The sequence below is a fragment of the Haloferax sp. S1W genome (genome assembly GCF_044593955.1).
GTDB lineage: Archaea > Halobacteriota > Halobacteria > Halobacteriales > Haloferacaceae > Haloferax.
Genome location: NZ_CP172595.1, coordinates 1,051,358 through 1,073,377 on the forward strand (window position 1 = coordinate 1,051,358; position 22,020 = coordinate 1,073,377).

The 22,020-nt window shown below is 62.1% G+C and carries 22 protein-coding genes; 8 read left to right on the forward strand and 14 right to left on the reverse strand.

Going from position 1 to position 22,020, the window contains the following annotated elements:
• Positions 1–146: 146 nt before the first annotated feature.
• The 4 genes from ACH9L7_RS05500 to ACH9L7_RS05515 all read right to left on the reverse strand — a co-directional run bounded on the left by ACH9L7_RS05500 (position 147) and on the right by ACH9L7_RS05515 (position 4,618).
• On the reverse strand, positions 147–1,844 hold the full coding sequence (locus tag ACH9L7_RS05500) for a histidine kinase N-terminal 7TM domain-containing protein (protein WP_396612728.1): 1,698 nt from the start codon (positions 1,842–1,844) through the stop codon (positions 147–149).
• 262 nt (positions 1,845–2,106) lie between these two features.
• Complete coding sequence (locus ACH9L7_RS05505; protein WP_396612729.1) at positions 2,107–3,240, reverse strand: NAD(P)/FAD-dependent oxidoreductase; 1,134 nt, start codon at positions 3,238–3,240, stop codon at positions 2,107–2,109.
• A gap of 96 nt (positions 3,241–3,336) precedes the next feature.
• On the reverse strand, positions 3,337–4,311 hold the full coding sequence (mvaD, locus tag ACH9L7_RS05510; protein WP_396612730.1) for a phosphomevalonate decarboxylase MvaD: 975 nt from the start codon (positions 4,309–4,311) through the stop codon (positions 3,337–3,339).
• A 181-nt stretch (positions 4,312–4,492) separates the two neighbouring features.
• Positions 4,493–4,618, reverse strand: a complete 126-nt coding sequence (locus ACH9L7_RS05515) for a hypothetical protein (protein ID WP_396612731.1) — start codon at positions 4,616–4,618, stop codon at positions 4,493–4,495.
• 80 nt (positions 4,619–4,698) lie between these two features.
• On the opposite strand from ACH9L7_RS05515, the gene ACH9L7_RS05520 reads away from it, so the two are divergent.
• Both ACH9L7_RS05520 and ACH9L7_RS05525 read left to right on the forward strand, forming a co-directional pair.
• Positions 4,699–4,956 (forward strand): SRPBCC family protein, encoded by a 258-nt coding sequence (locus ACH9L7_RS05520; protein WP_396612732.1) that lies wholly within the window; start codon positions 4,699–4,701, stop codon positions 4,954–4,956.
• 9 nt (positions 4,957–4,965) lie between these two features.
• A complete protein-coding gene (locus ACH9L7_RS05525) occupies positions 4,966–5,121 on the forward strand; it encodes a hypothetical protein (RefSeq protein ID WP_396612733.1) in 156 nt (51 codons plus the stop codon).
• A 70-nt stretch (positions 5,122–5,191) separates the two neighbouring features.
• Here ACH9L7_RS05525 and ACH9L7_RS05530 read toward each other — a convergent pair whose 3' ends face one another.
• The 3 genes from ACH9L7_RS05530 to ACH9L7_RS05540 form a co-directional block, all read right to left on the reverse strand.
• Entirely contained in the window at positions 5,192–5,845 is a 654-nt protein-coding gene (locus tag ACH9L7_RS05530) for a hypothetical protein (RefSeq protein ID WP_396612734.1), read from the reverse strand.
• 40 nt (positions 5,846–5,885) lie between these two features.
• On the reverse strand, positions 5,886–6,467 hold the full coding sequence (locus ACH9L7_RS05535; RefSeq protein ID WP_396612735.1) for a flavin reductase family protein: 582 nt from the start codon (positions 6,465–6,467) through the stop codon (positions 5,886–5,888).
• Positions 6,468–6,721: 254 nt separating this feature from the next.
• Positions 6,722–7,153: a DoxX family protein gene (locus ACH9L7_RS05540; protein ID WP_396612736.1), complete on the reverse strand. Its 432-nt coding sequence runs from the start codon at positions 7,151–7,153 to the stop codon at positions 6,722–6,724.
• Positions 7,154–7,530: 377 nt separating this feature from the next.
• Between ACH9L7_RS05540 and ACH9L7_RS05545 the strand changes: the two genes are divergently transcribed.
• From ACH9L7_RS05545 to ACH9L7_RS05560, 4 genes are all read left to right on the forward strand, one after another.
• Positions 7,531–8,214 (forward strand): winged helix-turn-helix domain-containing protein, encoded by a 684-nt coding sequence (locus tag ACH9L7_RS05545; RefSeq protein ID WP_396612737.1) that lies wholly within the window; start codon positions 7,531–7,533, stop codon positions 8,212–8,214.
• Between the two features lie 441 nt (positions 8,215–8,655).
• A complete protein-coding gene (locus ACH9L7_RS05550) occupies positions 8,656–9,102 on the forward strand; it encodes a hypothetical protein (RefSeq protein WP_396612738.1) in 447 nt (148 codons plus the stop codon).
• Between the two features lie 176 nt (positions 9,103–9,278).
• Positions 9,279–10,853: a COG1361 S-layer family protein gene (locus ACH9L7_RS05555; protein ID WP_396612739.1), complete on the forward strand. Its 1,575-nt coding sequence runs from the start codon at positions 9,279–9,281 to the stop codon at positions 10,851–10,853.
• Between the two features lie 3 nt (positions 10,854–10,856).
• Positions 10,857–13,367, forward strand: coding sequence for an RND family transporter (locus ACH9L7_RS05560; RefSeq protein WP_396612740.1), 2,511 nt, complete (start codon positions 10,857–10,859; stop codon positions 13,365–13,367).
• Between the two features lie 33 nt (positions 13,368–13,400).
• Here ACH9L7_RS05560 and ACH9L7_RS05565 read toward each other — a convergent pair whose 3' ends face one another.
• From ACH9L7_RS05565 to ACH9L7_RS05595, 7 genes are all read right to left on the reverse strand, one after another.
• Positions 13,401–14,123: an ABC transporter ATP-binding protein gene (locus ACH9L7_RS05565; RefSeq protein ID WP_396612741.1), complete on the reverse strand. Its 723-nt coding sequence runs from the start codon at positions 14,121–14,123 to the stop codon at positions 13,401–13,403.
• Positions 14,124–14,177: 54 nt separating this feature from the next.
• The gene (locus ACH9L7_RS05570) at positions 14,178–14,933 is read right to left on the reverse strand and encodes an ABC transporter ATP-binding protein (RefSeq protein WP_396612742.1); all 756 of its coding nucleotides are present in this window, start codon (positions 14,931–14,933) and stop codon (positions 14,178–14,180) included.
• Positions 14,930–15,967, reverse strand: coding sequence for a branched-chain amino acid ABC transporter permease (locus ACH9L7_RS05575; RefSeq protein ID WP_396612743.1), 1,038 nt, complete (start codon positions 15,965–15,967; stop codon positions 14,930–14,932). The genes ACH9L7_RS05570 and ACH9L7_RS05575 overlap by 4 nt, the downstream gene beginning before the upstream one ends.
• 34 nt (positions 15,968–16,001) lie before the next feature.
• Positions 16,002–16,886 (reverse strand): branched-chain amino acid ABC transporter permease, encoded by an 885-nt coding sequence (locus ACH9L7_RS05580; protein WP_396612744.1) that lies wholly within the window; start codon positions 16,884–16,886, stop codon positions 16,002–16,004.
• A gap of 23 nt (positions 16,887–16,909) precedes the next feature.
• Positions 16,910–18,295 carry an ABC transporter substrate-binding protein gene (locus tag ACH9L7_RS05585; protein ID WP_396612745.1) on the reverse strand — a complete coding sequence of 462 codons (1,386 nt, stop codon included), beginning with the start codon at positions 18,293–18,295 and terminating at the stop codon, positions 16,910–16,912.
• A gap of 203 nt (positions 18,296–18,498) precedes the next feature.
• Entirely contained in the window at positions 18,499–18,741 is a 243-nt protein-coding gene (locus tag ACH9L7_RS05590; RefSeq protein WP_396612746.1) for a hypothetical protein, read from the reverse strand.
• A gap of 56 nt (positions 18,742–18,797) precedes the next feature.
• On the reverse strand, positions 18,798–19,082 hold the full coding sequence (locus ACH9L7_RS05595; protein WP_396612747.1) for an acylphosphatase: 285 nt from the start codon (positions 19,080–19,082) through the stop codon (positions 18,798–18,800).
• Positions 19,083–19,217: 135 nt separating this feature from the next.
• Between ACH9L7_RS05595 and ACH9L7_RS05600 the strand changes: the two genes are divergently transcribed.
• A complete protein-coding gene (locus ACH9L7_RS05600; RefSeq protein ID WP_396612748.1) occupies positions 19,218–20,579 on the forward strand; it encodes a phosphopentomutase/phosphoglucosamine mutase in 1,362 nt (453 codons plus the stop codon).
• Positions 20,580–20,728: 149 nt separating this feature from the next.
• The gene (locus ACH9L7_RS05605) at positions 20,729–21,847 is read left to right on the forward strand and encodes a BMP family protein (RefSeq protein WP_396612749.1); all 1,119 of its coding nucleotides are present in this window, start codon (positions 20,729–20,731) and stop codon (positions 21,845–21,847) included.
• Positions 21,848–22,020 lie beyond the last annotated feature (173 nt).

Genomic DNA, 22,020 nt, shown 5'->3' on the forward strand with positions numbered 1-22,020 from the left:
TAGTTGCTAGTAAGTGCTGTTCGGTCTCTGAAAAATCAGCCGAGATAGGGCTGTACGAGCTATATTTCGGTGTTTTATAATCGGGAGCGTATTTCTCGGTTCTACGAGGGGTCCGGAGGCGACGAGCGTGCCGCGTGCAAGTCTCCTCACGCCAGCGGGAGTTCGAGCATGAAGCGCGCCCCCCGCGGGTCGTTGTCTTCGACCCATACCGCCCCGCCGTAGGTGGTGACGATGGTATCGACGAGATAGAGTCCGATTCCCGTCCCGGGGCTTTCGAGTCCTTTCTCTCCCTTTCCGAAGACTTCCTGTTTCTTGTCGTCGGGAATCCCGCGTCCGTTGTCGGCGATACGGACGGTTGCGGTGTCTTCTGTGACGGACATCCCCACATCGACGCTCGGTTCGTCGGTGTCGTTGTGGACGATTGCGTTTTCGAGAATGTTCACGAAGACGGATTCGAGGAGGTCGTTCCCGAGGACGTTCGCAGTCGGAAGCGACCCGACTGTCACCGTGGCGTCGGGGTGACCCTCGCGTACGTTGTCGGCGACTTTCGAGATGATGCCGCCGACGTTGACCGAATACAGTCGTTCGTCTTCGTTCTTCGCTTTGATCAACTCGCCGAGGACGTTGGTCAACTCGACGGTGTGCTGAGCGCGTTTGAGTGCCGTTTGCAGATACGGCCGTACGTCCGGGTCGAGCGTCCCCTCCTCCATCGCGAGGTCGATGTAGGCAGTAACGAGTTGCATGTCGTTTCGAATGTCGTGTCGGACGATTCGATTCAACATCTCCAGTTCGTCGTTTCGCGACTCCAGCGACAGTTCGTACTGCTTTCGAAGCGTCACGTCCCGGACGGTGACGACCCACCCGACGCGCCCGTAGGACTGTTCGAGCGAAATCCGAGTGAGTTCCACGTACCGATTTGGAACCCGTTGGACCTGACAGTCGATGGGGCCGTCGGCTTGCGACAGTTGGTCGTACGCCGGAATCACGTCGGCCGCAGCACGCCCTCTGAGCGACCGTCTCGTTCCGAACAGTTCGGCGGCGGTGTCGTTCGTGTGGACGACCGTTTCCGACGAGTCGAGGACGATGAATCCGTCCGTCGAGTGCTCGCCCGCCGCGGCGTACGCGATGGGGAGGATGTCGAGTAACTTGTGGCGAAAGACAGCAATCGCGTATAGCGTGGTTGGAACGGCGAGCGACGCAGGGATGAGGTTTACACCCCCCGCAAACGGTGGCGTGTCGGTGAACTCGAAGAGTGCGACCACAGTCGGGACGCTCACGCCGCCGAGCAACAACGCTGCTTGGAGGCTAAACGGACGGCCGAGCGTGATGGCGTGTTGGCCGATGACGCCGAGTGCGACGAAGAGTGCGATGAACACGTAGATGAACGCCAGCGTGCTCGCCGGCCCATCTCTGACGGAAAGCGTCGTCACGCCGCCCGTAGTGGTGATTTCCCACCCCGTGTAGCCGAGTTCCAGCGGGTTGGTGAACAACACGAGGATGAACACGGTCGGGACGACGAACAGCGCCCCGATGGACGTGCTGTTCAGGTACTGCTTTCGGTCGGTGTACGCCAGAGCGAAGACGAGAAACGACGGCGGGGCGAACGCGCCGCCCAGATGGAGCACCTTGTAAGCAAGAAGCTTCGCCCCAACATCGACGACGAGTAGCTTAACCACCGTCGTGGCGGTCCAGATAGTCGTCGTGAAAGCGAGCGCGGCGAACGAGAGGCCGACTGGGCTTCGTCCCCGTTGCCGCATAAAATCGAGCGTGTAGACGAAGATGATGGCCGATACGACGGCGGCAAAGACCGTCGGGTACGCGTAGACAGTGTATTGCCACTCCATCAGTCACCAACACCCGCCGGAACGATGCCGGTCACACCGGTCACTGGACCTCCGATATAGTCACTCTCTGGTACCCGTCTGCGTCGCCCACATGCCTCATTTCGTACTCTCAGATGTTTCGGTATCGAATAAAAACCTTCGTGGAGGCATGTTTCTGTGTCCAGTTTCCAACGGATTATGCACAACTGGGTGGTACCACAGAGTAGTCACACTTCTGACCGAAAACGGCACCGTACGTCGTCATTCGCGTGGCTGGCGTCGCTCAGGCGTTCAGTTCCTCTTCGACGAGGTCAACCGCCTTCGAGATCGCCCCGACCGAGGTGAGGTGGCCAGCACCGACGGTCGCCTTCATGGCTTTCGCGGCGCTCCCACAGAAGATGCTCGGCCCGACCTGCGCGACGGCACTGTCGCCGACCGAGACAATCCACCCCGGGACCTCGAAGCGGTACGGTTGCGGCCGTGGCGGGAAGTCACCGGGGTCTCCGTCCCGTTCGAAGGCGACCTGTTCGGCGATGTTTTCGGCGACAACCCTCGCCTCGCGGATGGCCGCGGCGGCACTCGCAGGGACGGGTTTCCCGTCCGCGTCGACTGCTCGCGCAGCGTCGCCGACGACGTACGTCCGCTCGTCGAGACGAAGGTCCGCTCGGACAGTCGGTCTGTTGGACTCCATTGCCTCCTGTCCAGCGATGCCGCCAGCCCAGACGAGCATCTCGTACTCGAGGGTCCCAGTGTCGGTCTCGATGGTCGAGGCGGTCACTGATTCGACCGTCGTCTCCGTCCGAATCTCGACGCCGCAGTCGAGCAACTCGTCGCGAACCGCCCGCTGGAACGGCTCTGGGAATGTCGGTGCGACGGTATTCATCTGTTCGACGAGGACGATATTGGTGTGCGCGTCCGACTCTCGGCGGAGGGCGGCGAGTTCACCCGCAACCTGAATGCCCGAGAGTCCGGCACCGCCGACGACGACTGTTCCGCCGTCGCTGCAGGCCTCGAAATAGCGCTCGTGGATTGCTGCCGCATCGTCGAGACTCTTGAGCGGAATCGCATGGGATTCGAGACCGGGAATGTCGTAGTACGCGGTGGTCGCGCCGAGGCAAACCGCACAGTAGTCGTAGCCGAGCGTGCCCGGTTCGGCGAGGTGGACGCGCTGGTTGGTCCGGTCGATGTCGGTGACACGGTCGACGACGACTTCGGCGCGGGTCAACGCCTCGTCGAGTGGGACCTCGATAACGTCGGCCACGTCGGGGTGACGGATTGCGCGGTGGACCTCGTGCTGGACGAGGTGGTACGGAGAGTCGTTGACGATGGTCAACTCGACAGCGTCGGGAAGTCGGCGTTCGAGCGTGCGCGCGAGCGTCAAGCCCGCGTATCCGGCGCCGAGTACGAGGACACGCATGGCTGTCACGTAGGATGCGAGAGAAATGAGCGTGACGGCGACCGAAGTGAGGACTGCGGTGTCGAACGTCAGAAAGACGGCGTCAGCGACGCCGGATTAGAACAGCGCTTCCGACTCGTCGAGAACTTCGGCGGGGCCGCCAACGCCCCACACGTCCGTCTCGACGCCGCAGTCGGCGACGACTTCCTCGACGCGGTCGACGTACTCCTCGGTCGTGTTGATGTAGACGCTCGCGCCCGTGTCGGTCGAGAAGTAGACCGGGATTTCCTCTTCGGTGCGCAGTTTGCGAACGGCGTTGAATACAGCGATGGTGCGCGGTTGCCAGTAGACCCATCCCGCGGGGCCGGTCATGGTCGTCGCCGCGAGCGACAGCGAGTCGTGTTCGGCGAGTTCGAACGCAGCGTCGAAATCGGCCTCGTAGAGGTGGTCGCGCATGTCGTCGATTTGGCCGTGCATGTGGGCCATCCGTGCGTCGAACATGTGGCTGTCCGCCGCTTCGGCGTGCGCCTGTTCTGTCTCCTTGTAGGCAGGGACGTGCGCGGCGACGATGCGAAGGTCGTCTTCGAGGTCGGTTTCGATACGCTCGGAGCGACAGTCGGTGTCGTTCATACCCGAGTAGAGGTGCGAGAACGCACCCGTGACGGCGCGCGCAGCGGAGGACGACCCGCGGCGGGCGATAGTCGAAATCTCCGGGCGCGTCATGTCGAGGTCGGCCGCTTCCGCGAGGGCCATCGCGGCGGCGGCGAACCCGGACGACGACGAGCCAAAGCCGATGTTCGACGGGAAGGAGTTCTCACTTTCCAGTCGGACGCGGTGGTCGAAGCCAGCGAGTTCGCGAACGCGGTCGACGACATCGCGGATGCGTTCAGCGCCGCGCCCTTCGACTTCCTCGCCGCCGATGACGTAGTGGTCCTCGTCCGCTTCGGGGAGGAATTCGACGGTCGTCTTGGTGTGGCTCGGTGCCGTGCAGACGCTGATGCTGTCGTGGTACGGCAGTCGGAGTTCCGGGTCGCGCATCCCGTGGTACTTCACGAGGCCCTGAATGGGGTGGGCCTTGGCGGTGGCCTTCATGTTCGAACGCCCGTCGGACTCGGGGTTAAACGTCCCGATAGGTATCGGAACGACGAGTCACCCGAAAGGCCCGGTGTCGCTGGTGGACACTACTGGGAGTGAGCCGGCCCGTGGTGTCCGAAAGGAGTCGGAGGGACACCCATGGCAGAATTCGTGGAGACGACGGCCGGTACGAAGTCGTTCAGTCGTCAGCAGCCGGTTCCGCTTCGTTTCCTCGTTCCCAGACGTTGGTGACGGTTTCACCCATCGGTGGGGTGTGGCTCACATCTTTCATCTTCGGTCGGTTTGCAGTGTGGTTTGTGTGCATCTTGGTATCACCTAACTTGGGTTCTATGTAAACGTTTCGCCGATGTTATATTACGACTTATTACCATACTAGGTTCATGAATGACATATCAAGGCCACCCCCCGAGAGTCGCGCAGACCCCCGACGGTCGGCGACTCGTGGTCTCTCGCGTCGTCGACGCACCCGCCGACGAGGTATGGGACGTCCTCATCTCAGTCAGGTACTGGCCGGAGTGGGGGCCGTCAGTCTCGGCGGTCCGCGGCGTCGAAGAGAAAATCAGCGAGGGGTCGCGGGGTGACGTGCGGGTCGCTGGCGCGTGGGTTCCGTTCGCGGTCGAAACGTGTCGTGACCACCGCTGAACATGGCGAGTGGCCGGTATTCCTGCGACAGGACATCGGGTTCGGGCGGTCGGCGTCGAGCAGTGTGAAGTCACCTTCGAGGTGCCGTTGTACGCCGCCCCCTACGCGGCGGTCTGTGCGGTTGCGCTGCGCCGAATCGACACAATCGTCTCGCGACCAGTATGATGTGCGTCGGCTCCCGACAACGATGATGCCCGCCGTCTCCCGAACTCCGTGAAACGACCCGGTTGGAGATTCAGAACACGCCGAGTAGGAACAAGGCCGCGCCGACGAGGATAACGAGGACCACTGCAAGGAGCGCGAGTCCCGTGACTCCGAGGCCCGAACTCGACTCGTCGGTCGCTGCGGCAGTCGCTTCCTCTTCGGCGTCGATTTCTTCGAGTACGTCTTCGAACGCGGGTTGGTGGGGTTCGTGGTATTCGTCGATGACATCCTCGTCGAGGTCGTGTTCTTCCAGTGCTTCGACGAGGTCGTCGAGCGTTTCGAGCGTGATTGGCACGTCTACGTCCTCGGGGTCGACGAGAAGTTCCGGTTCTTCGCCCTCGGTTTCTGGTTCCTCGAGTTGTTCTTCGGTCGCGAACGACAGCGCCAGTATCTCTCGGGCTTGTTCCCCGTCGCCCGTCGTGAGGAGCGTTCCGTCGACTCCGCGCGACTCACAGCGGTCGGCAAACACCTCGACGGTCTGCGTGTCGAACTCGGCCGAGATATCTAGCCAGACGACCTCCGTGGGTTTCTGCTCGCCCTCGGGGGCGGCAAACAGGAATGTCCGCCCATCGCGTTGGACTCGCTTTGTTCGTTCACCACGTCGAGCGCGAACCTGTTCGACGACGGTTGCGAGGTCGTCGACATCGAGGAAGGAGAGGACGCCCGACAGCGATACGTCACTCATTAGCCGGACGAACAGAACACCGAGAAATAAATCTTCCCGCCTACGGCGGCCGCGTGAGTTCGAAGCGGTCCCTCGTGGTGGCGTACTGACTTCCGGCAAGCCGACCGACCGCGTCTAGCTTCGTGGTGTCGAGTTTGCCGTCGGTCAATACGTTGTCTGCCACGTGGACGTGGACCACCTCTCCAAACACGAGCGTCGACGACCCCATCTCGATGGTGTCGTGGAGTGTGCATTCGAACGCGACGTGCGCGTCGGCGACCCGTGGGGCGTCCACGACGGTTGATTCCGCTTTCTCGATACCGGCGTGTTCGAACTCATCGACGCCGGAATCGACTGTCGCGGCGGTCTGGTTCATCGCTTCGACGAGGTCCCCGGTGACGATGTTGATGACGAACTCGCCGTGTTCGATGGCGTTTCGTGGCGTGTCTTTCAGTGAGTCGCCGCGTCCGACCGGGGCGAAGACGACAATCGGTGGGTCGATGCTGGCGACGGTGAAGAAACTGTACGGCGCGAGGTTGTCGGCGTCCTCGTTGTGCGTGCTCACCCACGCGATGGGCCGAGGAATGACTGCGCCTGACAACACCCTGTACGCGGACCCGAAGTCTGTCGGTGAACCGTCCATCAGCGAGCCTCCGGTGTCGTCGTCGCGGTGTTCATAGCGTGGGAAGGGGATGTGACGGAATTAATCTGTGGTGGGTGGGGGGAATCGGTGGTGGGTGGGAAAGTCGGTGATGGTTGGGAAAGTCGGTGATGGTTGGGAAAGTCGGTGATGGTCGGGAAAGCCGGTGATGGTCGGGAAAGTCGGTTGTGAATGGGGGAGTCTGTGGTGGGATGGAGAGTCGGTGGTGAGTGGTGGAATTTGTAGTGGAGAGGGATTCAGAACGCCGTGAGACCGATTGCGTACGGCCACGGAACGGCACTGAGCGAGAGGAAGACGAGTGCGCCGCCGAGCATCACGACGTTCTTCAGGAAGTCGGTCATCTCGGACTGCTGCTGGTCTTCGGGAACTGCCCAGAAGTTGTGGAACATCGGCGTGCTCACGAGTAGGAACAGGGCGATAGCTCCGGCCGCGAGTCCCGGAAACACCCCGGCAGCGATACCGAGGCCGCTGAAAACGAGCAGCGCGCCCGAACCGATAACGCCGAGACGGGGTGCCGGAAGCCCCTTCATCTCTGCGTAGCCGGTCATCTGGTCGGTATTCATGAAGTGGTTACCCCCCATGAACGCGATGACTGTGCCGAACAGTACCCGAGCGACGAGGAACGAGATGTCGGCCATCGGAGATGCAAACTGTACTGGTACGCTCATGCCGACACCTCAGACACGGAAACAGTCGACTGCGGTGCCATCTGAGACGATTGCGGTGACATTGCAATCAATGGTAAAGCGGTCGCTGTTTATGTACATTTGCTAACATTTATGTCACCAGGGGGCTCTCACAGAACCGGGTTACAGTACCGTCACCGAACAACCATCATACTGACATATAGGCGATTAACAGTGTTCATTTATTAAGTAGACCAACCATGGTCGAAACCTCAACCTTAGTTCCGCAACACTGACAATTTGTATAAATGTGGTATGAATTTGTCTTGAATTCCTCGAAAAATATACCCGTCTCGAAAATCGATAGTCAGGTGGGACGTGTCAGCAATGATGAAAACTATTAGCGAGGACGAAACGCCATGACCGAAACGTGGGATTCGGCTGGCTATATCGCGAGTTCTCGCTACCGACTCGCAGTGTGCGAGTACCTCGTTCAGAATGGATCTGGACTTCCGTCGCGAATTGCGACGGAAACGGGGCTTGCACAACCGCACGTATCGCGAGCACTGTCTGAACTTCGAGACCGAGATATTGTCGAACTACTGGTCCCCGAATCGCAGCAAAAAGGTCGGTTATACGGACTTACCGACCACGGAGAACTCGCATACGAACGAGTTGCATCGGAACGCGAAGCAGAACTGACTATTGTCGAGAAAGACGAATTTCCAGCCCCGGGACTCGTCGAGACACTCTCGACGAAGTACGGTGACCAACTTCGGGCCGTCGTGTGGTGTGAACCCGGCCAGTCGTGGGTCAACTTCGTCTCGACGACGGTCTCAGATAGCTACGACGCTGAAACACTGAAGACGATTGTCTCGACGTTTGTGGACGACGAGGAATTCGACACTGTGTTGGCGGAATCGCCGACTGGTGGTCCCGAATTCGTCGCATTCGGACTCGAGGATGCGCTCGTCGTCCGACTGCAACTGTCCGAAGAGGCGACGTTACTCGTCTCGGTTGATGCCGGGTTCGACACGAAACTCCATCACCTCATTCAGACGTGCCACTCGGTAATGCCAGTGGCAGCGCTGGAATCGAACTAGTATAGGCGTACTCGACTGTTCGGGCCGGGATTGTGGCCCGTTCACTGCCCTCCCTGTATCTATAATGACCGTAGCGAAGCCTCGGTTCCGTTCGGTCGCAGTCCGTCCTCACTGAACAACATCCAGAATTCACAATCGTGAATAAACTCCGCAGAATCATTTAATAGTTCACTATATAGTTCACAATATGGTGTTGAATGTCTTGCTGAAAAAGATATTTATGGCTAGTGTGCAAATCAGAGATTGGCGTGGCCCTGACACCGCCTAATGTGTTACATCCAGCCCAGCCAACTGCGTGATTCAGTGCCAGCCTGTTAGTTGGTCGCGCCTCCCGCTGCCATCGGGTTCGACTGCCTTGCCCCGGTCGTCGAACCCGTGTTTCTGACACGCCGCGAGCGGAGCGGACCGAAGGTACATCTTCTCTCCCTCCATATGACGGGTATGTACACCGGCAGGACGGACCAACCGTGCTGTCTCTGCGACGACCCGAAAACCGTCGCTCGAATCGCAGTTCCGCCGCGTGCCGTGTTGCTCATGGAGAATGTCGGGCCGATTGCGTGGCGCGACATCGTCGGCGACGTGACGCTTCACTTCTGTGAGAGCGACTGGGAACTCGTTTCGGAGTTGGTCCTCGACTTGGGAACCCACCCGCTGTCGCGCTGTAACGTCGCGCGTGCGGACTTCAGCATTCGAGAAGATTTCGAGGCGCTCTTGAACGCCACCCGCGACGAACCAGACCAGACAGAACAGGAGCGGACGCTCCTCTCGGAGGCGCACGCCGTCCTCGACGACGCGGAAAACCCAATGGTCGAACGAAGGGACCTCGTCGAAGCGCTCGTCGTCGTCCGCTCGCTGGCGGAACTCGGTGTCGAACGCAGACCCTCGTAACATTCTGTCGAACGCAGGCCGGCGTAATATTCCCCCGGAACAGACTGTCCTCACGAGTGGGAATACGGGTATTTCCCGTCGGAGGACGTATCAGTGGCTAGTTGGGTCAGGAAACCCCGCCCACCACCGGCGCTTGCACACCCTGATGCAGTCGGTGTATCGTCCGGAAGGTTCTAATGAAGAGCTACCTCGTCACCCTGTCTGTCGTACTGCTCGTTTTCGCAACTATCGCGGCACCAGCGGTGGCGCAGAGCGACGAATCGCGAGATCCGAATCACGTCCCCGTCTTCCGGGCCTTCGTCGTCGACCCGGTGGTCGAACCCGGCCAGGAGATGATGGTTCGTGTGGCCTTCACGAACGACCCGGTTGACACCGACGACGTGGCGAAGACCGCCCAGAACGTCCGCGTTAGACTCGACCCCCGAAACACGCCCTTCGCCGTGCGGACTGGTGATATCGTCGTCGGTGACATGGCCGACAGCGACACGCGAGAAGTCGCGTTTCGCGTCGAAGCGCCCGAAAACATCGCCGCCGGTGAGTACAACCTCCGCTTGAAGGTGTTCCACGAGTTCGATAACGTGCACCGTCGAACGTACACCCTCAACGTGCCCCTCCGAATCGAAGAGCGGGTTCGGTTCTCCGTCGTTGGGTCCGAAGCGACGGTTCCCGTCGGTGGGCGCGGAGACGTTGCGCTGACAATCCAGAACACCGGCGAACTCGACGCGCGCAACGCAATCGTCGCCGTCACCTCGCAGTCGCCGGAGGTCAAATTCGGGCGGTCGTCGACTGCCACGCAGTTTGCAGCGACGTGGAAGGCCGGTGAGAACAGGACGTTCGTTTACGACACGTCTGTTTCGTCTAACGGGTCGGTCCGCGGGTACGCCCTCGGCGTGAACATCGCCTACGAGAACCCCGACGGGGCACGGTTGGTGTCTCCTGACCACGTCGCCGGATTCGTTCCCACCGCGAAGCAGTCGTTCGGCATCGACGGCGTGGAAAGCACCCTTCGAGTCGGAGACGAAGGTCGCATCAGCGGTGCGGTCGTGAACGATGACGGGACGCTCGCCAGAAACGCCGTCGTGACGCTCTCGCTCCCCGAGGGAAGCGCGACGGCGACCGAGACGGAATACGCGCTCGGCGACCTCGAACCCGGCGCGGCGGAGTCGTTCTCGTTCAACGTGCAAGTGGCCGACAACGCCGACCCCGGTCCCCGGCAGTTTACCGCGACAGTCACGTACCGCGATGCCGACGGTGAGCGCCGTCGGAGCGACGATATCGACCTGCGTGTCGATGTCGCGCCCGCGACACCCGAGTTCGATGTCTCAGTCGACAGGGGAACCATCGCGCCCGGCCGAAGCGACGAACTCCGCATCACTATCGTGAACACCCGCGACGAGACGCTCCGGGACATCTCGGCGAAGATATACCTCGAAGAACCGCTGTCGTCGTCCGACACCGAGTCGTTCGTCAGCGAACTCGAACCCGGCGAGTCGGTGACGCTCGTCTTCGGTATCGCGGCCGACCAGGCCGCACTGGAGAAACAGTACCCGGCCGAACTCGATTTCCGCTACGAGGATGGAAGCGGTGAGACGACCATCTCGGACGCCTACCGCGTTCCCGTGCAGGTCGACGCGCCCGAGAATAGCGGTGGACTCCCGTTCGGTCTCACACTTCCCATCCTCGGCGCTGCGGTCATCGTCGCCGCGGGCGGTGCCGGATTCCTCGTGGTGCGCCGTCGCAGGCGGCGTTGAGCCGTGGCCCGATTTGACTTCCAACGGTTCGTCGATTGGGTCGATTACCGCATCGTCAACCGCTCTCGGCGGGTCATCCTCGTGTTCGTCGTCCTGTCGCTCGTCTTCGGGGCCGGGTTGAGCGCTGTCGAGACAGAATCCGGAACCGAGCAGTTCGCCGAGGAAGTCCCGGAAGAAGAGGCGTTCTCACGAATCTCCGAGGAGTTCTCTCCGCGGTTCGAAGAACCGACCGGGAGCACGCAACTCATCCAACACGCGCCGAACGTCCTGACGCGACGCGAACTCCTGCGGATGCTCAAAGCCCAGAAGCGACTCACAGACCGCAGCGACCTCCGGGTCGCCTCCACCGCGAGCGCCGCTTCGGTCGTCGCACAGACGCTCGACCGAGATGCGGACACACTCGACGAGCAGATAACCGCTGTCGAATGGGCGACCGAGAGCGAAGTCGCCGCGGCGGTCCGCGCCAACGCGAACAACCCGCGGTTCGTCGGCCTCCTCGGTGACGACTTCAACCCAACCGCCGCCTCCTCGACAGCGACCATCGCCGTCGTCACGCATTCGCTCCCGAAGGAAGAGGCCACCAGCGCGGGACAGGGCGGTGAAAGTCAGTTGACGCCTGTCCAGTTGAAAGCACAGCGCGTCGTCGCCACCGTCGGCGGCGACATCTCGGTGTTCGGAACCGGCATCATCGCCGACGAGTTCAGCACGGTCATCGCCGACTCGCTCATCATCGTCGTGCCCGCCGCGGTGGTGTTCATCGTGCTGTTTCTCGTCGTCGCGTACCGTGACCTCGTGGACCTCCTGTTGGGTACCGCTGCACTCGGGATGGCGCTCGTCTGGACCTTCGGATTCCTCGGCCTCGCGGGCATCCCGTTCAACCAGATTATGATTGCCATCCCGCCGCTCCTGTTGGCGGTCGGTATCGACTTCGGGATTCACGCAGTGAACCGCTACCGCGAGGACCGCGCCGAGGGCCACGGCGTCGGCGATGCGATGCGACTGGCGACCGACCAACTCCTTGTCGCGTTCTTCATCGTCACCGGAACCACGGTCATTGGTTTCCTATCGAACCTCGTGAGTAGCCTCACGCCGATTCGGGAGTTTGGCGTCGTCGCGGCCATCGGCATCATCTTCACGTTCCTCGTCTTCGGCATCTTCCTCCCTGCCGCAAAGGTCGAAGTCGACCGTCTCCGCCAGCGCTATCCGATTCCGACGTTCAGCCAGACGCCGCTCGGACGCGAGGGGAGTTCGCTCGGGTCGGCACTCCGCGTCGGCGTTGCCCCCGCGATTCGGGTGCCCGCGGTCGTTCTCGTCGCCGCACTGCTCTTTTCCGGCGGCGCGATGTGGTACGCGACTGGTGTCGACACCGAGTTCGAACAGGAAGACTTCCTGCCGCCCGCTGAGGCCCCCGCCTATCTGAAGGCGCTCCCCGAACCGTTCGCGCCGAGCGACTACAGCGTCGTCGCCGATATCGAGTTCCTCGAAGACCGCTTTACCGCCTCCCAAAGCGGCGTCGTGACGATATTTTTGGAAGGCCGGATGACCGACGGCGCGTTCCTCGAAGAACTCGACAGGGCCGAGGAGGACCCACCGGACACGTTCATCGTCGAGAACCGCCGCGCCGACTCGACGAGCATCCTCACCGTCCTCCGGGCGGAAGCCGCCCGAAACGACGAGTTCGCCGCACTCGTCGCCCGTCACGACAGCGACGGCGACGGCGTCCCCGACCGAGATTTAGAGACGGTCTATGACGCCCTACTCGCGACCGAATCGGGTGACCGGGCTGCCAACTACCTCGCCGACGACTACCGGAGCGCCCGCGTGGACTACCGGGTGAAAGCCGACGCGGACGACGACGCTGTCGTCGCCGATGCCCGGACAGTGTCCGACCGATTCAGAACCACGAGCACTGCGACGGGGACCGTCGTCGTCTTCAGCGCTATCTCGGACCTCATCCTCGACTCGGCGATTCAGAGCCTCGCTCTCTCGCTGGCCGGAACGGGCGTGTTCCTCGTGTTGGTCTACTGGTGGCTCGAAGGCACGCCCTCACTGGCGCTCGCCAACCTCGTCCCCATCGTCGTCGCCGTCACCGCCGTCGCCGGGACGATGCGACTGGTGGGCATCTCGTTCAACGCGTTCACCGCGACGGTTCTCGCCTTGACCATCGGTCTCGGCGTAGACTACTCGGTACACGTTGTCCACCGGTTCGTCGACGAACGCGCGGTAAACGACCTTCAGACGGCGCTCGACCGGACGGTCCGGGGTACCGGCGGCGCACTCGCCGGGAGCATGCTCACAACTGTCTTCGGACTCGGTGTGCTCGTGCTCGCTGTCCTCTCGGTCCTCGGGCAGTTCGGCCTGCTCACCGCCGCGAGCATCGTCTACTCGTTCCTCGCGTCACTCCTCGTGCTTCCCTCGGCGCTCGTCCTCTGGGACCGATTCAACGGAAACGACCCGCTGGTCCCGCTCGACGCACCAGAGATGGATGTCGCGCCCGCGCCAGTGGACGACTGAATTCACAGAGAGACAAGGAGGAAGCCCACGGCTTCAGCCGTTGGAGGAATCCGACCCGCCCAGAAACTGCCTTCGGACCTCGGGGTCGTTCAGCAGCACGTCGCCCTCGTCTGTGTACCGGTTCTCGCCCTGTGTGAGTACGTAGCCCCGATCACAGCGACGAAGGGCAGTCTTCGCGTTTTGCTCGACGATCACCACCGTGACTCCGCGGTCGTTAACCGCGTCGATATGGTCGAACACGGTGTCGACGAGGTCCGGGGCCAGTCCCGCGGACGGTTCATCCAGCAACAGCACGGGCGGGTCCGGGATGAGCGCCCGCGCCATTGCAAGCATCTGCTGTTGACCACCGGAGAGGTTGCCAGCCCGCTGGTCCAAGCGATCCGCAAGGATGGGGAACTGTTCGATGACCGCTTCCTGCCGGTCGTTCGGGAGGCCGCCCAGCAGATAGCCACCTATCTTGAGGTTCTCCTCGACAGTCAGGGTCGGAAAGATGTTCTCTGTCTGTGGGACGTACCCGAGCCCACGCTCGATTCTTGTCTGGGGTTCCAGCCCCGTGATATCCTCACCGTTCAAACGTATCTGTCCGCCCATGTGCGTGGCCAACCCGACGACGGCTTTCATCACCGTTGATTTCCCGGCCCCGTTGGGGCCGACGATTGCGACGTACTCGCCCTCGGTGACGTGGAGGTCGACACCGAACAGTACCTGTAGGTCGCCGTACCCCGCATCGAGGTTACTGATTTCGAGCAGGCTCATCGGTCCCTCCTCTGTGTTGTTAGTACCTGTCCCCCGTGCCCGTGACCGGCGGACTCAGCTGCCCAGATAGGCATCGATTACCTCCTCGTTTTTCGTGATTTCTGCTGGCGTGCCGGTCGCCAAGACGCGCCCATCGGTCAGCACAATCAGGCGGTCGACGAGGTCGGTGAGCGTCTCTAGTTCGTGCTCGATGATGAGCAGCGTGAGCCCGTCGTCGTTGAGCGATTCGAGGTGGTCGACGAGTTCCGTCGTGAGCGTCGGATTGACGCCCGCGAACGGTTCGTCGAGCATGAGCATCGTCGGGTCGAGCATCAGCGCCCGCGCCAGTTCCAGCAGTTTCCGCTGCCCTCCTGAGAGGGTGCCAGCGTACTCGTCAGCTTTTGGCCGAATGTCGAACACGTCAAGTAGCTCCATCGCCCGCTTTCGTGCCTCTCGTTCGCGCTGCTGGCTCGCCTCCGACCGCGTGATGGCATGCCAGGCTCGTTCGCCCGGATGAGCAGGTGTCGGTAACAGCACGTTCGCCTCGACGGTCATCGTCGACAGCTCCCGCGTTTGCTGGAACGTCCTGACCAACCCGTCCCGCGCGAGTTCGTATGCGGGGACATCGGTCACGTCCTCGCCGTCGAAGGTGACGGTGCCGGCGTCGCTCTTGAGGACGCCGGAAACGCAGTTGAACGTAGTCGTCTTTCCCGCACCATTCGGACCGATCATCCCGACGATTTCTCCGGGCTCGATTCCGAAGGAGACGTCGTCGACTGCGACCAGACTGCCGAACGAGCGGCGGAGACCATCGACTGCCAGAAGCGTCACGAGTCGACCCCCAGTTCCTCGGCGTTGCCCCAGATTCCCTCGGGACGATACTTGACGACGAGCATCAACAGCAGTCCCACCAGAACGAGCCGAATCGAGGCGAACTGGTCCTGGGTAACGAACGGAATCAGATCGTTGAGAAAGCGGGTGAGCAACTGGAAGCCCATGATGAGCGCCAGTCCGCCGAGCACGCCGCGGTCACTGCCCGCACCGCCGACGAGCATTCCGATCCAGAGAACGACCGTGACGTCGATCGTGAAAAAGCTGGCCGAGGCGGCACCGTTGTAGAAGACAAGGAGCGCACCGGCGAGCCCCCCAATAGCTGCCCCGTAGATGAATACGACGAACTTGTACCGGAACACCTGCTTGCCAAGCGTTTCGGTCACCTGCTCGTCGGCCCTGATAGCTCTGAGAACACGCCCGTACGGCGACGCCGACAGTCGATGGAACACGCCGTAGGCGAGGAGACAAATCGACCCGAGGACGAATATCGTCGCGAATAGCTCCGCGCCGCCGCCACCACCGGTCATCTTGGCTATCGGCCGCGGCACGTTCTGCAACCCGACCGAACCGCCGGTGACGTCGCGGAACGTGATGGTCAGCCCGTGAATGATTTCGGCCACCGCAAGCGTAACGATTGCGAGGAAGTCATCTCGGAGCTTGAGCGTTGAGAAGCCGAGCAACACTCCAAGTGCGACCGCGGCGAGCACTCCGGCGACGAGGCCGACTGGCCACACGAAGCCGAGTCCGACAGCCCTGTAGGGGTCGTTCGCTGTCAGTATCGCAGCGGCGTACCCGCCGACGGCAAAGAAAGCGACGGGTCCGAAGTTGACGAGCCCCGTGTGGCCGAACTGGAGGTTTAGTCCGATGAGTATCAGCGCATACAACAGAAAGAGGACGCCGAGTTCGAGGAAGACGAACGCTCCGCTTGGCGGCCTGATAAAAAGCGGGCTGTAAAGGAAGAGAATCGAGGCGATGAACAGCGCGAGACCGGCACGGGTCGCGTCGATTGCGGGGAGTTCGAGGCGACTCATCGGCTCACCTCACCGTCGACCACGGACTGCCACGTCACGACGTCCGCACCTCCGTGTTGGCGATGCCGCCGGGACGTACCAAAAGGACCACTATGAGGATGGCAAAGGCCATCGTCGAACTGAGCGCCACGATGTCGGCTGGTAGGAAGGCCACGGAGACAGCGATGCCGACTCCAAGCAGGTACGAACCGGCGACCGCTCCGTACGGGCTACCGGCACCCCCGAGGATGGCGGCCGTGATTATCAACAACAGTTGGCCGAACCCGACGCTGGGATTCGCAGACTGTGAGACCGCCAGCATGACGCCGGCCACGCCCGCCAATCCGGAGGCTGCGAGCCAGACCGCGTTACGAATCAGCCGCGTATCGATGCCAGAGACGAGTGCGAGACTCTCGTTGTCAGCGGTTGCACGCATCGAAATCCCGATCATCGTCCGGCTGAGAAAGAGATGTAAGACGAGCACTACGAAGAGCGTCACCCCGATGATGAACAACTGGTTGCTCGTCACGAAGAAGCCGAGGTCTTCGAAGCGATAGGTCGTGACAGCAACCGGCACATTCCGGCGGTCGGGTCCCGCAATCGCTCGAATGCCGTTCCGCAGGACGAGCCCCAGCCCGATGGACATCAAAAGCAGCGGAACCGCACCGGCGTCGTTCATCGGTTCGAAGGTGAGCCGTGCGATGGCCCACCCAATGACGGCGGCGACGCCAAGCGCGACGACGAGCGCGACCGGGAGGGACATCCCGCCGAACACAACGGCGAGGTAGCCGACGAACGCCCCGATGGTGATGAACTCACCGTGGGCGAAGTTGATCATGTTGATAAGCCCGTACACCAGGGTGAATCCGATGGCCCCCAGAGCGATGTACGACCCGATGACGAGCCCGAAGATTAGTTCTTGTGCCAGGGGGAGTGCCATAATATCGAGGGAGCGGACCGCAGTCAGTATTCGTCGATCTCGTCTTGCAGCTTGTCGGCCCCGATGGTGAACTCGTTTTCGAAGCCGTCGGGGGTGACCCTATCGACTGCGACGTCACCCCAGACGTTCCCGTGCGGGGTGAAATCAACGTTCGTGACTGCGCCCTCGTAGTTAATTTCCTCGCCGTTGTCAAGCGCCTCCTTGCCCTCGGCGAACGTCGTGACGGTCGTACCCTCTCCTCGGGCGACATCGCCGAGGCTCCGCTGGATGGCGTCGCGCGAAGCCTCGCCGGCGTGGTGGATGGCCAGTGCGATGACGTTTGTGGCGTCGTAGGCGGCGACGCCCCAGGGGTGGAGGCTGGCATCGCCCGCGTCACGGAACTTCGGGAGGAAACTTTCGAAGTTCGGACCCTCCGTGCTCCCGGCCGCGATCCAGGCACCCTCGGCGACGTCACCAACTGCTTCGATGAGGCCCGGGTCCCGCAACCCGTCTTCCATCAGGAGCTGTCTGCCGTACCCACCGTCGTCCCAGTTGCGAATAATCGTGATTGCGTCTTCGAGGGCAAAGGAGAGTGCCCACGCCTCGAAGTCGTTCTCGAACAGGCGGTTGAGTTGGCTCTGGTAGGAGGACTGTCCTCCCTGCGCCGAGACGACCTCGACGACCTCCCCACCGAGGCTCTCGTACCAGTTGACGAATTGCCTCGTCCACCCCTCCTCGCCGGCGGACGTGGCGCTGAGGATTCCCATCCGCTCGATACCGGCCTCGTCTATCATCGCTTCCGCTGCCCCGGCGGTGTGGACGGTGTCACCGATGACGGTTCGCCAGAGCCACTCGTCGTCACCGAGGTCGTCTGTTCCCTTGTCTCCGCCCCGAGTGTCGAGGAAGGTCGTCCCCGGCCACGGCGTGACGACCGGTACTTGCTGTTCTTGGAGGAAGTCCCACAACGGAACGATTTCGCTGGAGAACAGACCGTTTATCGCGTTGACTTCGTCGCTATCGACCAACTGCCTGACGACCTGTCGGGCCTGCTGTGGGTCGACTGCCGTGTCGCGACGTTGTACTTCGAACGTCGCGTCGAGTGGTCCGCCTGCCTCGTTGATTTCCTGCACCGCGAGGTCGGTCGACTGCGACACTGCCGGCTGGAGGAAGTCCCACTGTCCAGTCAGCGACGCTGGCTGACCGATGAGGACGCTCTCGGGACCAGTCGGCTCTGTGGTCGTGTCGCCGTCGGTGGTGTCGCCGTCGGTGGGCTCGCCGTCAGTGGCAGTGGCACCATTTCCGGCGTCGTCCCCGTCCCCCTCGGTTCCGACACAGCCGGCGAGACCAGCGGTGAGCAGTGAGCACGCCCCTGTCTTTTTTAGGAACGTTCGTCGGTCAGTGCTGTTCGCAGAGTCGATACTTCGTTCCATATGTTTGTTATTGACTCACAAGGTATAGTTATTCGGTAGAATAAGCCCTATCCGGGGCGAGCGTAGTGTTTTTTGCGCTATGTTCTCGGCTTGTCGTTGTACTCACCAACGACGAACGAAGAGACAATCCGGGTCAGGAGATGCTCAAAGAATGAAGCGGATTCTATCTATCGACCTTTGAACGTCCTGTCTCGCCCGGACTCTTAGACGGCCGCCCCACCGATGCCGAACAATCGTGTCGTCCCCCACGACAACACGACGATGCCGACGACGAAGGCGGCAAGCGCGCCCATCATCGGGAAGGGGTCGAGGGCCGGTCCACCGAGGAACGGGCCGCGGACGATGAGAAACGCCGTCCCCATCGAGAGACCGAGGCCGATTCCGCAAACGAGGCTGAAAAACAGTTTCACGACGCCGATTCCGCGAGTGTCTTTCCGGAAGTTCATGCGCCCACGTCTGCAAGACCGCCTCTTGAGTAATTTGGCCGTCTCGTTGACGTGAGCTACCGTTTGATGGTAAATCCGGTCTCGTCTTTCGGTTCTTCGTACGTCACCGCAACGTCGGAGACGCTGGCCATCGGACTGCCGTCGTGGCACCACCGAACCATCTCCTCGACGTCGTCTCGCGGCCCCTCGAAGACGGCTTCGACGCGGCCGTCCGAGAGGTTCTTCACCCACCCCTCGACGCCGAGGTCGCGGGCAGTGTCTCGGGTCGTCGCTCGGTAGTACACGCCCTGAACGTGGCCGGAGATGTACACGTGTGCGCGAGTACGTGAGCTCTCACTCATAGTCGCCGATTCGACGGCCGCCGCCAAAGGCGTGGCGTCTGTGGACACGGGTTCCGGGCGGGCCGACTGTGGCGTCACCTCGCACGCGCCTCTCGAATCGTCAGCATCTAAGTGCGGCCCACGCCACGCTGGAGTATGGAACTCTTCGGTACCGCCGGTATCCGCGGCAGCGTGACGGAGCGAGTCACACCGGAACTCGCGCTTAGCGTCGGCCGCGCCGCTGGCCGCGCCGCACTCGAATCGGACACCGCCGCCGAGTTCGTCGTCGGTCGCGACGGACGGACGAGCGGGGAAGGCCTCGCCGCCGCAATCGAGGCGGGCCTCCTCTCTGCCGGTGCGGATGTCGTCCGCGTCGGCGTCGTCCCGACACCGGCGCTCGCGTACGCCTCCCGAGGCCGACGGGGCGTCATGCTGACCGCCTCGCACAACCCCCCGACAGACAACGGCATCAAGATGTTCGTCGACGGTGAGGAGTACGACCGCGACCTCGAACGCGACATCGAAGCGCGCGTCGAGGCCGGTGTGAACCCCGCCGACTGGGACGCGTGGGGGTCGAGCGAGTCGGCCGACGTACTCGACGACTACCGCGACGCAATCGTCGAGTTCGTACGGGACCACGGTGCCGAACTGAACGGTCTCGAAGTCGCCATCGACTGCGGAAACGGCATGTCCGCGCTCGGCACGCCGCAAGTTCTCCGCGACCTCGGCGCACGCGTCGTCACGCTGAACGCCCAAATCGACGGGCACTTCCCCGGCCGCGAGTCGAAGCCGACTCCTGAGACGTTGGCCGACCTGCGCGCGTTCATCGCAGACGGCGACTTCGACTTCGGCATCGGCCACGACGGCGACTCCGACCGTATCGTCATCATCGACGGCGAGGGCGACGTGGTCCACGAGGACACGGTCATCGCCATCGTCGCCGAACACTACGTCCGCGAGAGCGACGTGTCCGACCCGGTCGTCGTCACGACGCCGAACGCATCGGGCCGCATCGACGAGCGCGTCCGCGAGGCCGGTGGTCGCGTCGAACGCGTCCGTCTCGGTGCGCTCCACGAAGGTATCGCCCGCGCTCGCTCTGACGGCGGTGACGTGGTCTTCGCGGCCGAACCGTGGAAGCACATCCACCCAGCGTTCGGTGGCTGGATTGACGGCGTCGTCTCCGCCGCTATCGTCGCACGACTCGTCGCCGAGTCAGGTCTCGGTGGCCTGCGCGAACCGGTCACGGAGCGTCCGTACCGCAAGGTGAGCCTCTCTTGTCCCGACGAGAAGAAGGCAGTCGCCATGGCCGCACTCGAAACGTCGCTTCCCGAGGCGCTGTCGCCGGAGTCTGTGGACACGAAGTACGGCGTTCGCCTCGAATTCGCCGACGCCTCGTGGACACTGGTTCGACCTTCCGGCACCGAACCGTACATCCGTCTCTACGCGGAGGCCGACGACGTGGACGCGCTCGTCGAGTCGGTGTCCGACGTGGTCGAAGCAGAAATTTCGGACGCCTGATTGGGGTCCCCATCGACCGCGGTACCGCGGCACAAACACAGAACCCGTTTTCTCGGATTTGTAAGCGTAGAGGCTTGTAGACGCCAAAATACCGAAACGACACCTTTATGCAATTTTCACGGCCCCTGTTTCAATAGGAGACTATAGTCATGGACAGACGCTCTTTTGTCAAAGCGGCAGGGGTCGCGGGCATCGCTGGCCTCGCAGGTTGTACAGGTGGCCCGTCCGAGGGTAGCGAAGAGACGACGACGGAACACTCCGGCGACGAGGGGACGACCACGGAGCAGACGACCGAAGAGTCCGGTCCGGCAGCCCACGTCGGCATGGTCTACGCGCTCGGTGGCCTCGGTGACAAGTCGTTCAACGACGCCGCAAAGCGCGGTATCGAGCAGGCGAAGTCCGATCTGGGCATCGCCTACAACGAAGCACAGCCGTCTGCGGCCGAGGAGTTCCCGCAGTTCCAGCGCCGGTTCGCACAGTCGGGCAGCCCCGACTACGACCTCGTGTCGTGTATCGGGTTCGCGCAGAAGTCCGCGCTCTCCGAGACGGCGCCGAACTTCCCGGACCAGAACTTCATGATCGTCGACGACGAAGTCGACGAACCGAACGTCGCGAGCTACCTGTTCCGCGAAGAGCAAGGTTCGTTCCAGGTCGGTTACATGGCCGGTCTGCTCACGACACAGGAGTTCTCTGCAGGTGCTGGCGAGACGACGACCGGCGAGAAGCGTGTCGGCTTCGTCGGCGGTGTCGACGCCCCGCTCATCCACAAGTTCCAGGCTGGCTACGAGGCCGGTGTGAAGCACGCTGACGAGGAAATCACCGTCGTCACCGCGTACGCCGGTTCGTTCTCCGACTCCGCGAAGGGGAAGGAAATCGCCACGTCGATGTACGACAAGGGCGCGGACATCGTCTACCACGCCGCCGGTGGGACCGGTCTCGGCGTCTTCCAGGCCGCAAAGGAGCAGGGCAAGTTCGCAATCGGTGTCGACTCCGACCAGTCGAAGACCGAGTCGAACTACGCCGACGTTATCCTCGCATCGATGGTCAAGCGTGTCGAGACGGCCGTGTTCACCTCCGTCGAGAACGTCGTCAACGGCGAGTTCAACGGTGGTTCGGCTACGACGCTCGGTCTCGAAGAAGACGGTATCGCCGCCGTCTTCGGTGCCGAACTCGGCTCCGAGATTCCGAAAGATGTCAAGAACTCCCTCGCGCAGTCCCGGAAGTCTATCATCGCGGGGGACATCGAAGTCCCGTCGACGCTCGAATAACGCGACCCCACCCGATTCGTCCTTCTTTCGACGCTGCCGACGAGCGACGCGACAACCAGATATTCTTGCCGCTTCCATATATCAAATTTATGGTAATTCTCTTGTGCTGAATATTCAAAATCGGCCACGAACCGCCTCGACACACCGTGTGGAGGTGTCCCGCGGCGAATCGA

Excerpts from the sequence above, each read along its gene's own strand:
- ACH9L7_RS05500 (WP_396612728.1), bottom strand. The coding sequence starts at position 1,844 with ATGGAGTGGCAATACACTGTCTACGCGTACCCGACGGTCTTTGCCGCC.
- ACH9L7_RS05505 (WP_396612729.1), bottom strand. The coding sequence starts at position 3,240 with ATGCGTGTCCTCGTACTCGGCGCCGGATACGCGGGCTTGACGCTCGCG.
- mvaD (WP_396612730.1), bottom strand. The coding sequence starts at position 4,311 with ATGAAGGCCACCGCCAAGGCCCACCCCATTCAGGGCCTCGTGAAGTAC.
- ACH9L7_RS05515 (WP_396612731.1), bottom strand. The coding sequence starts at position 4,618 with ATGCACACAAACCACACTGCAAACCGACCGAAGATGAAAGATGTGAGC.
- ACH9L7_RS05520 (WP_396612732.1), top strand. The coding sequence starts at position 4,699 with ATGACATATCAAGGCCACCCCCCGAGAGTCGCGCAGACCCCCGACGGT.
- ACH9L7_RS05530 (WP_396612734.1), bottom strand. The coding sequence starts at position 5,845 with ATGAGTGACGTATCGCTGTCGGGCGTCCTCTCCTTCCTCGATGTCGAC.
- ACH9L7_RS05535 (WP_396612735.1), bottom strand. The coding sequence starts at position 6,467 with ATGGACGGTTCACCGACAGACTTCGGGTCCGCGTACAGGGTGTTGTCA.
- ACH9L7_RS05540 (WP_396612736.1), bottom strand. The coding sequence starts at position 7,153 with ATGAGCGTACCAGTACAGTTTGCATCTCCGATGGCCGACATCTCGTTC.
- ACH9L7_RS05545 (WP_396612737.1), top strand. The coding sequence starts at position 7,531 with ATGACCGAAACGTGGGATTCGGCTGGCTATATCGCGAGTTCTCGCTAC.
- ACH9L7_RS05550 (WP_396612738.1), top strand. The coding sequence starts at position 8,656 with ATGTACACCGGCAGGACGGACCAACCGTGCTGTCTCTGCGACGACCCG.
- ACH9L7_RS05555 (WP_396612739.1), top strand. The coding sequence starts at position 9,279 with ATGAAGAGCTACCTCGTCACCCTGTCTGTCGTACTGCTCGTTTTCGCA.
- ACH9L7_RS05565 (WP_396612741.1), bottom strand. The coding sequence starts at position 14,123 with ATGAGCCTGCTCGAAATCAGTAACCTCGATGCGGGGTACGGCGACCTA.
- ACH9L7_RS05575 (WP_396612743.1), bottom strand. The coding sequence starts at position 15,967 with ATGAGTCGCCTCGAACTCCCCGCAATCGACGCGACCCGTGCCGGTCTC.
- ACH9L7_RS05580 (WP_396612744.1), bottom strand. The coding sequence starts at position 16,886 with ATGGCACTCCCCCTGGCACAAGAACTAATCTTCGGGCTCGTCATCGGG.
- ACH9L7_RS05585 (WP_396612745.1), bottom strand. The coding sequence starts at position 18,295 with ATGGAACGAAGTATCGACTCTGCGAACAGCACTGACCGACGAACGTTC.
- ACH9L7_RS05590 (WP_396612746.1), bottom strand. The coding sequence starts at position 18,741 with ATGAACTTCCGGAAAGACACTCGCGGAATCGGCGTCGTGAAACTGTTT.
- ACH9L7_RS05595 (WP_396612747.1), bottom strand. The coding sequence starts at position 19,082 with ATGAGTGAGAGCTCACGTACTCGCGCACACGTGTACATCTCCGGCCAC.
- ACH9L7_RS05600 (WP_396612748.1), top strand. The coding sequence starts at position 19,218 with ATGGAACTCTTCGGTACCGCCGGTATCCGCGGCAGCGTGACGGAGCGA.
- ACH9L7_RS05605 (WP_396612749.1), top strand. The coding sequence starts at position 20,729 with ATGGACAGACGCTCTTTTGTCAAAGCGGCAGGGGTCGCGGGCATCGCT.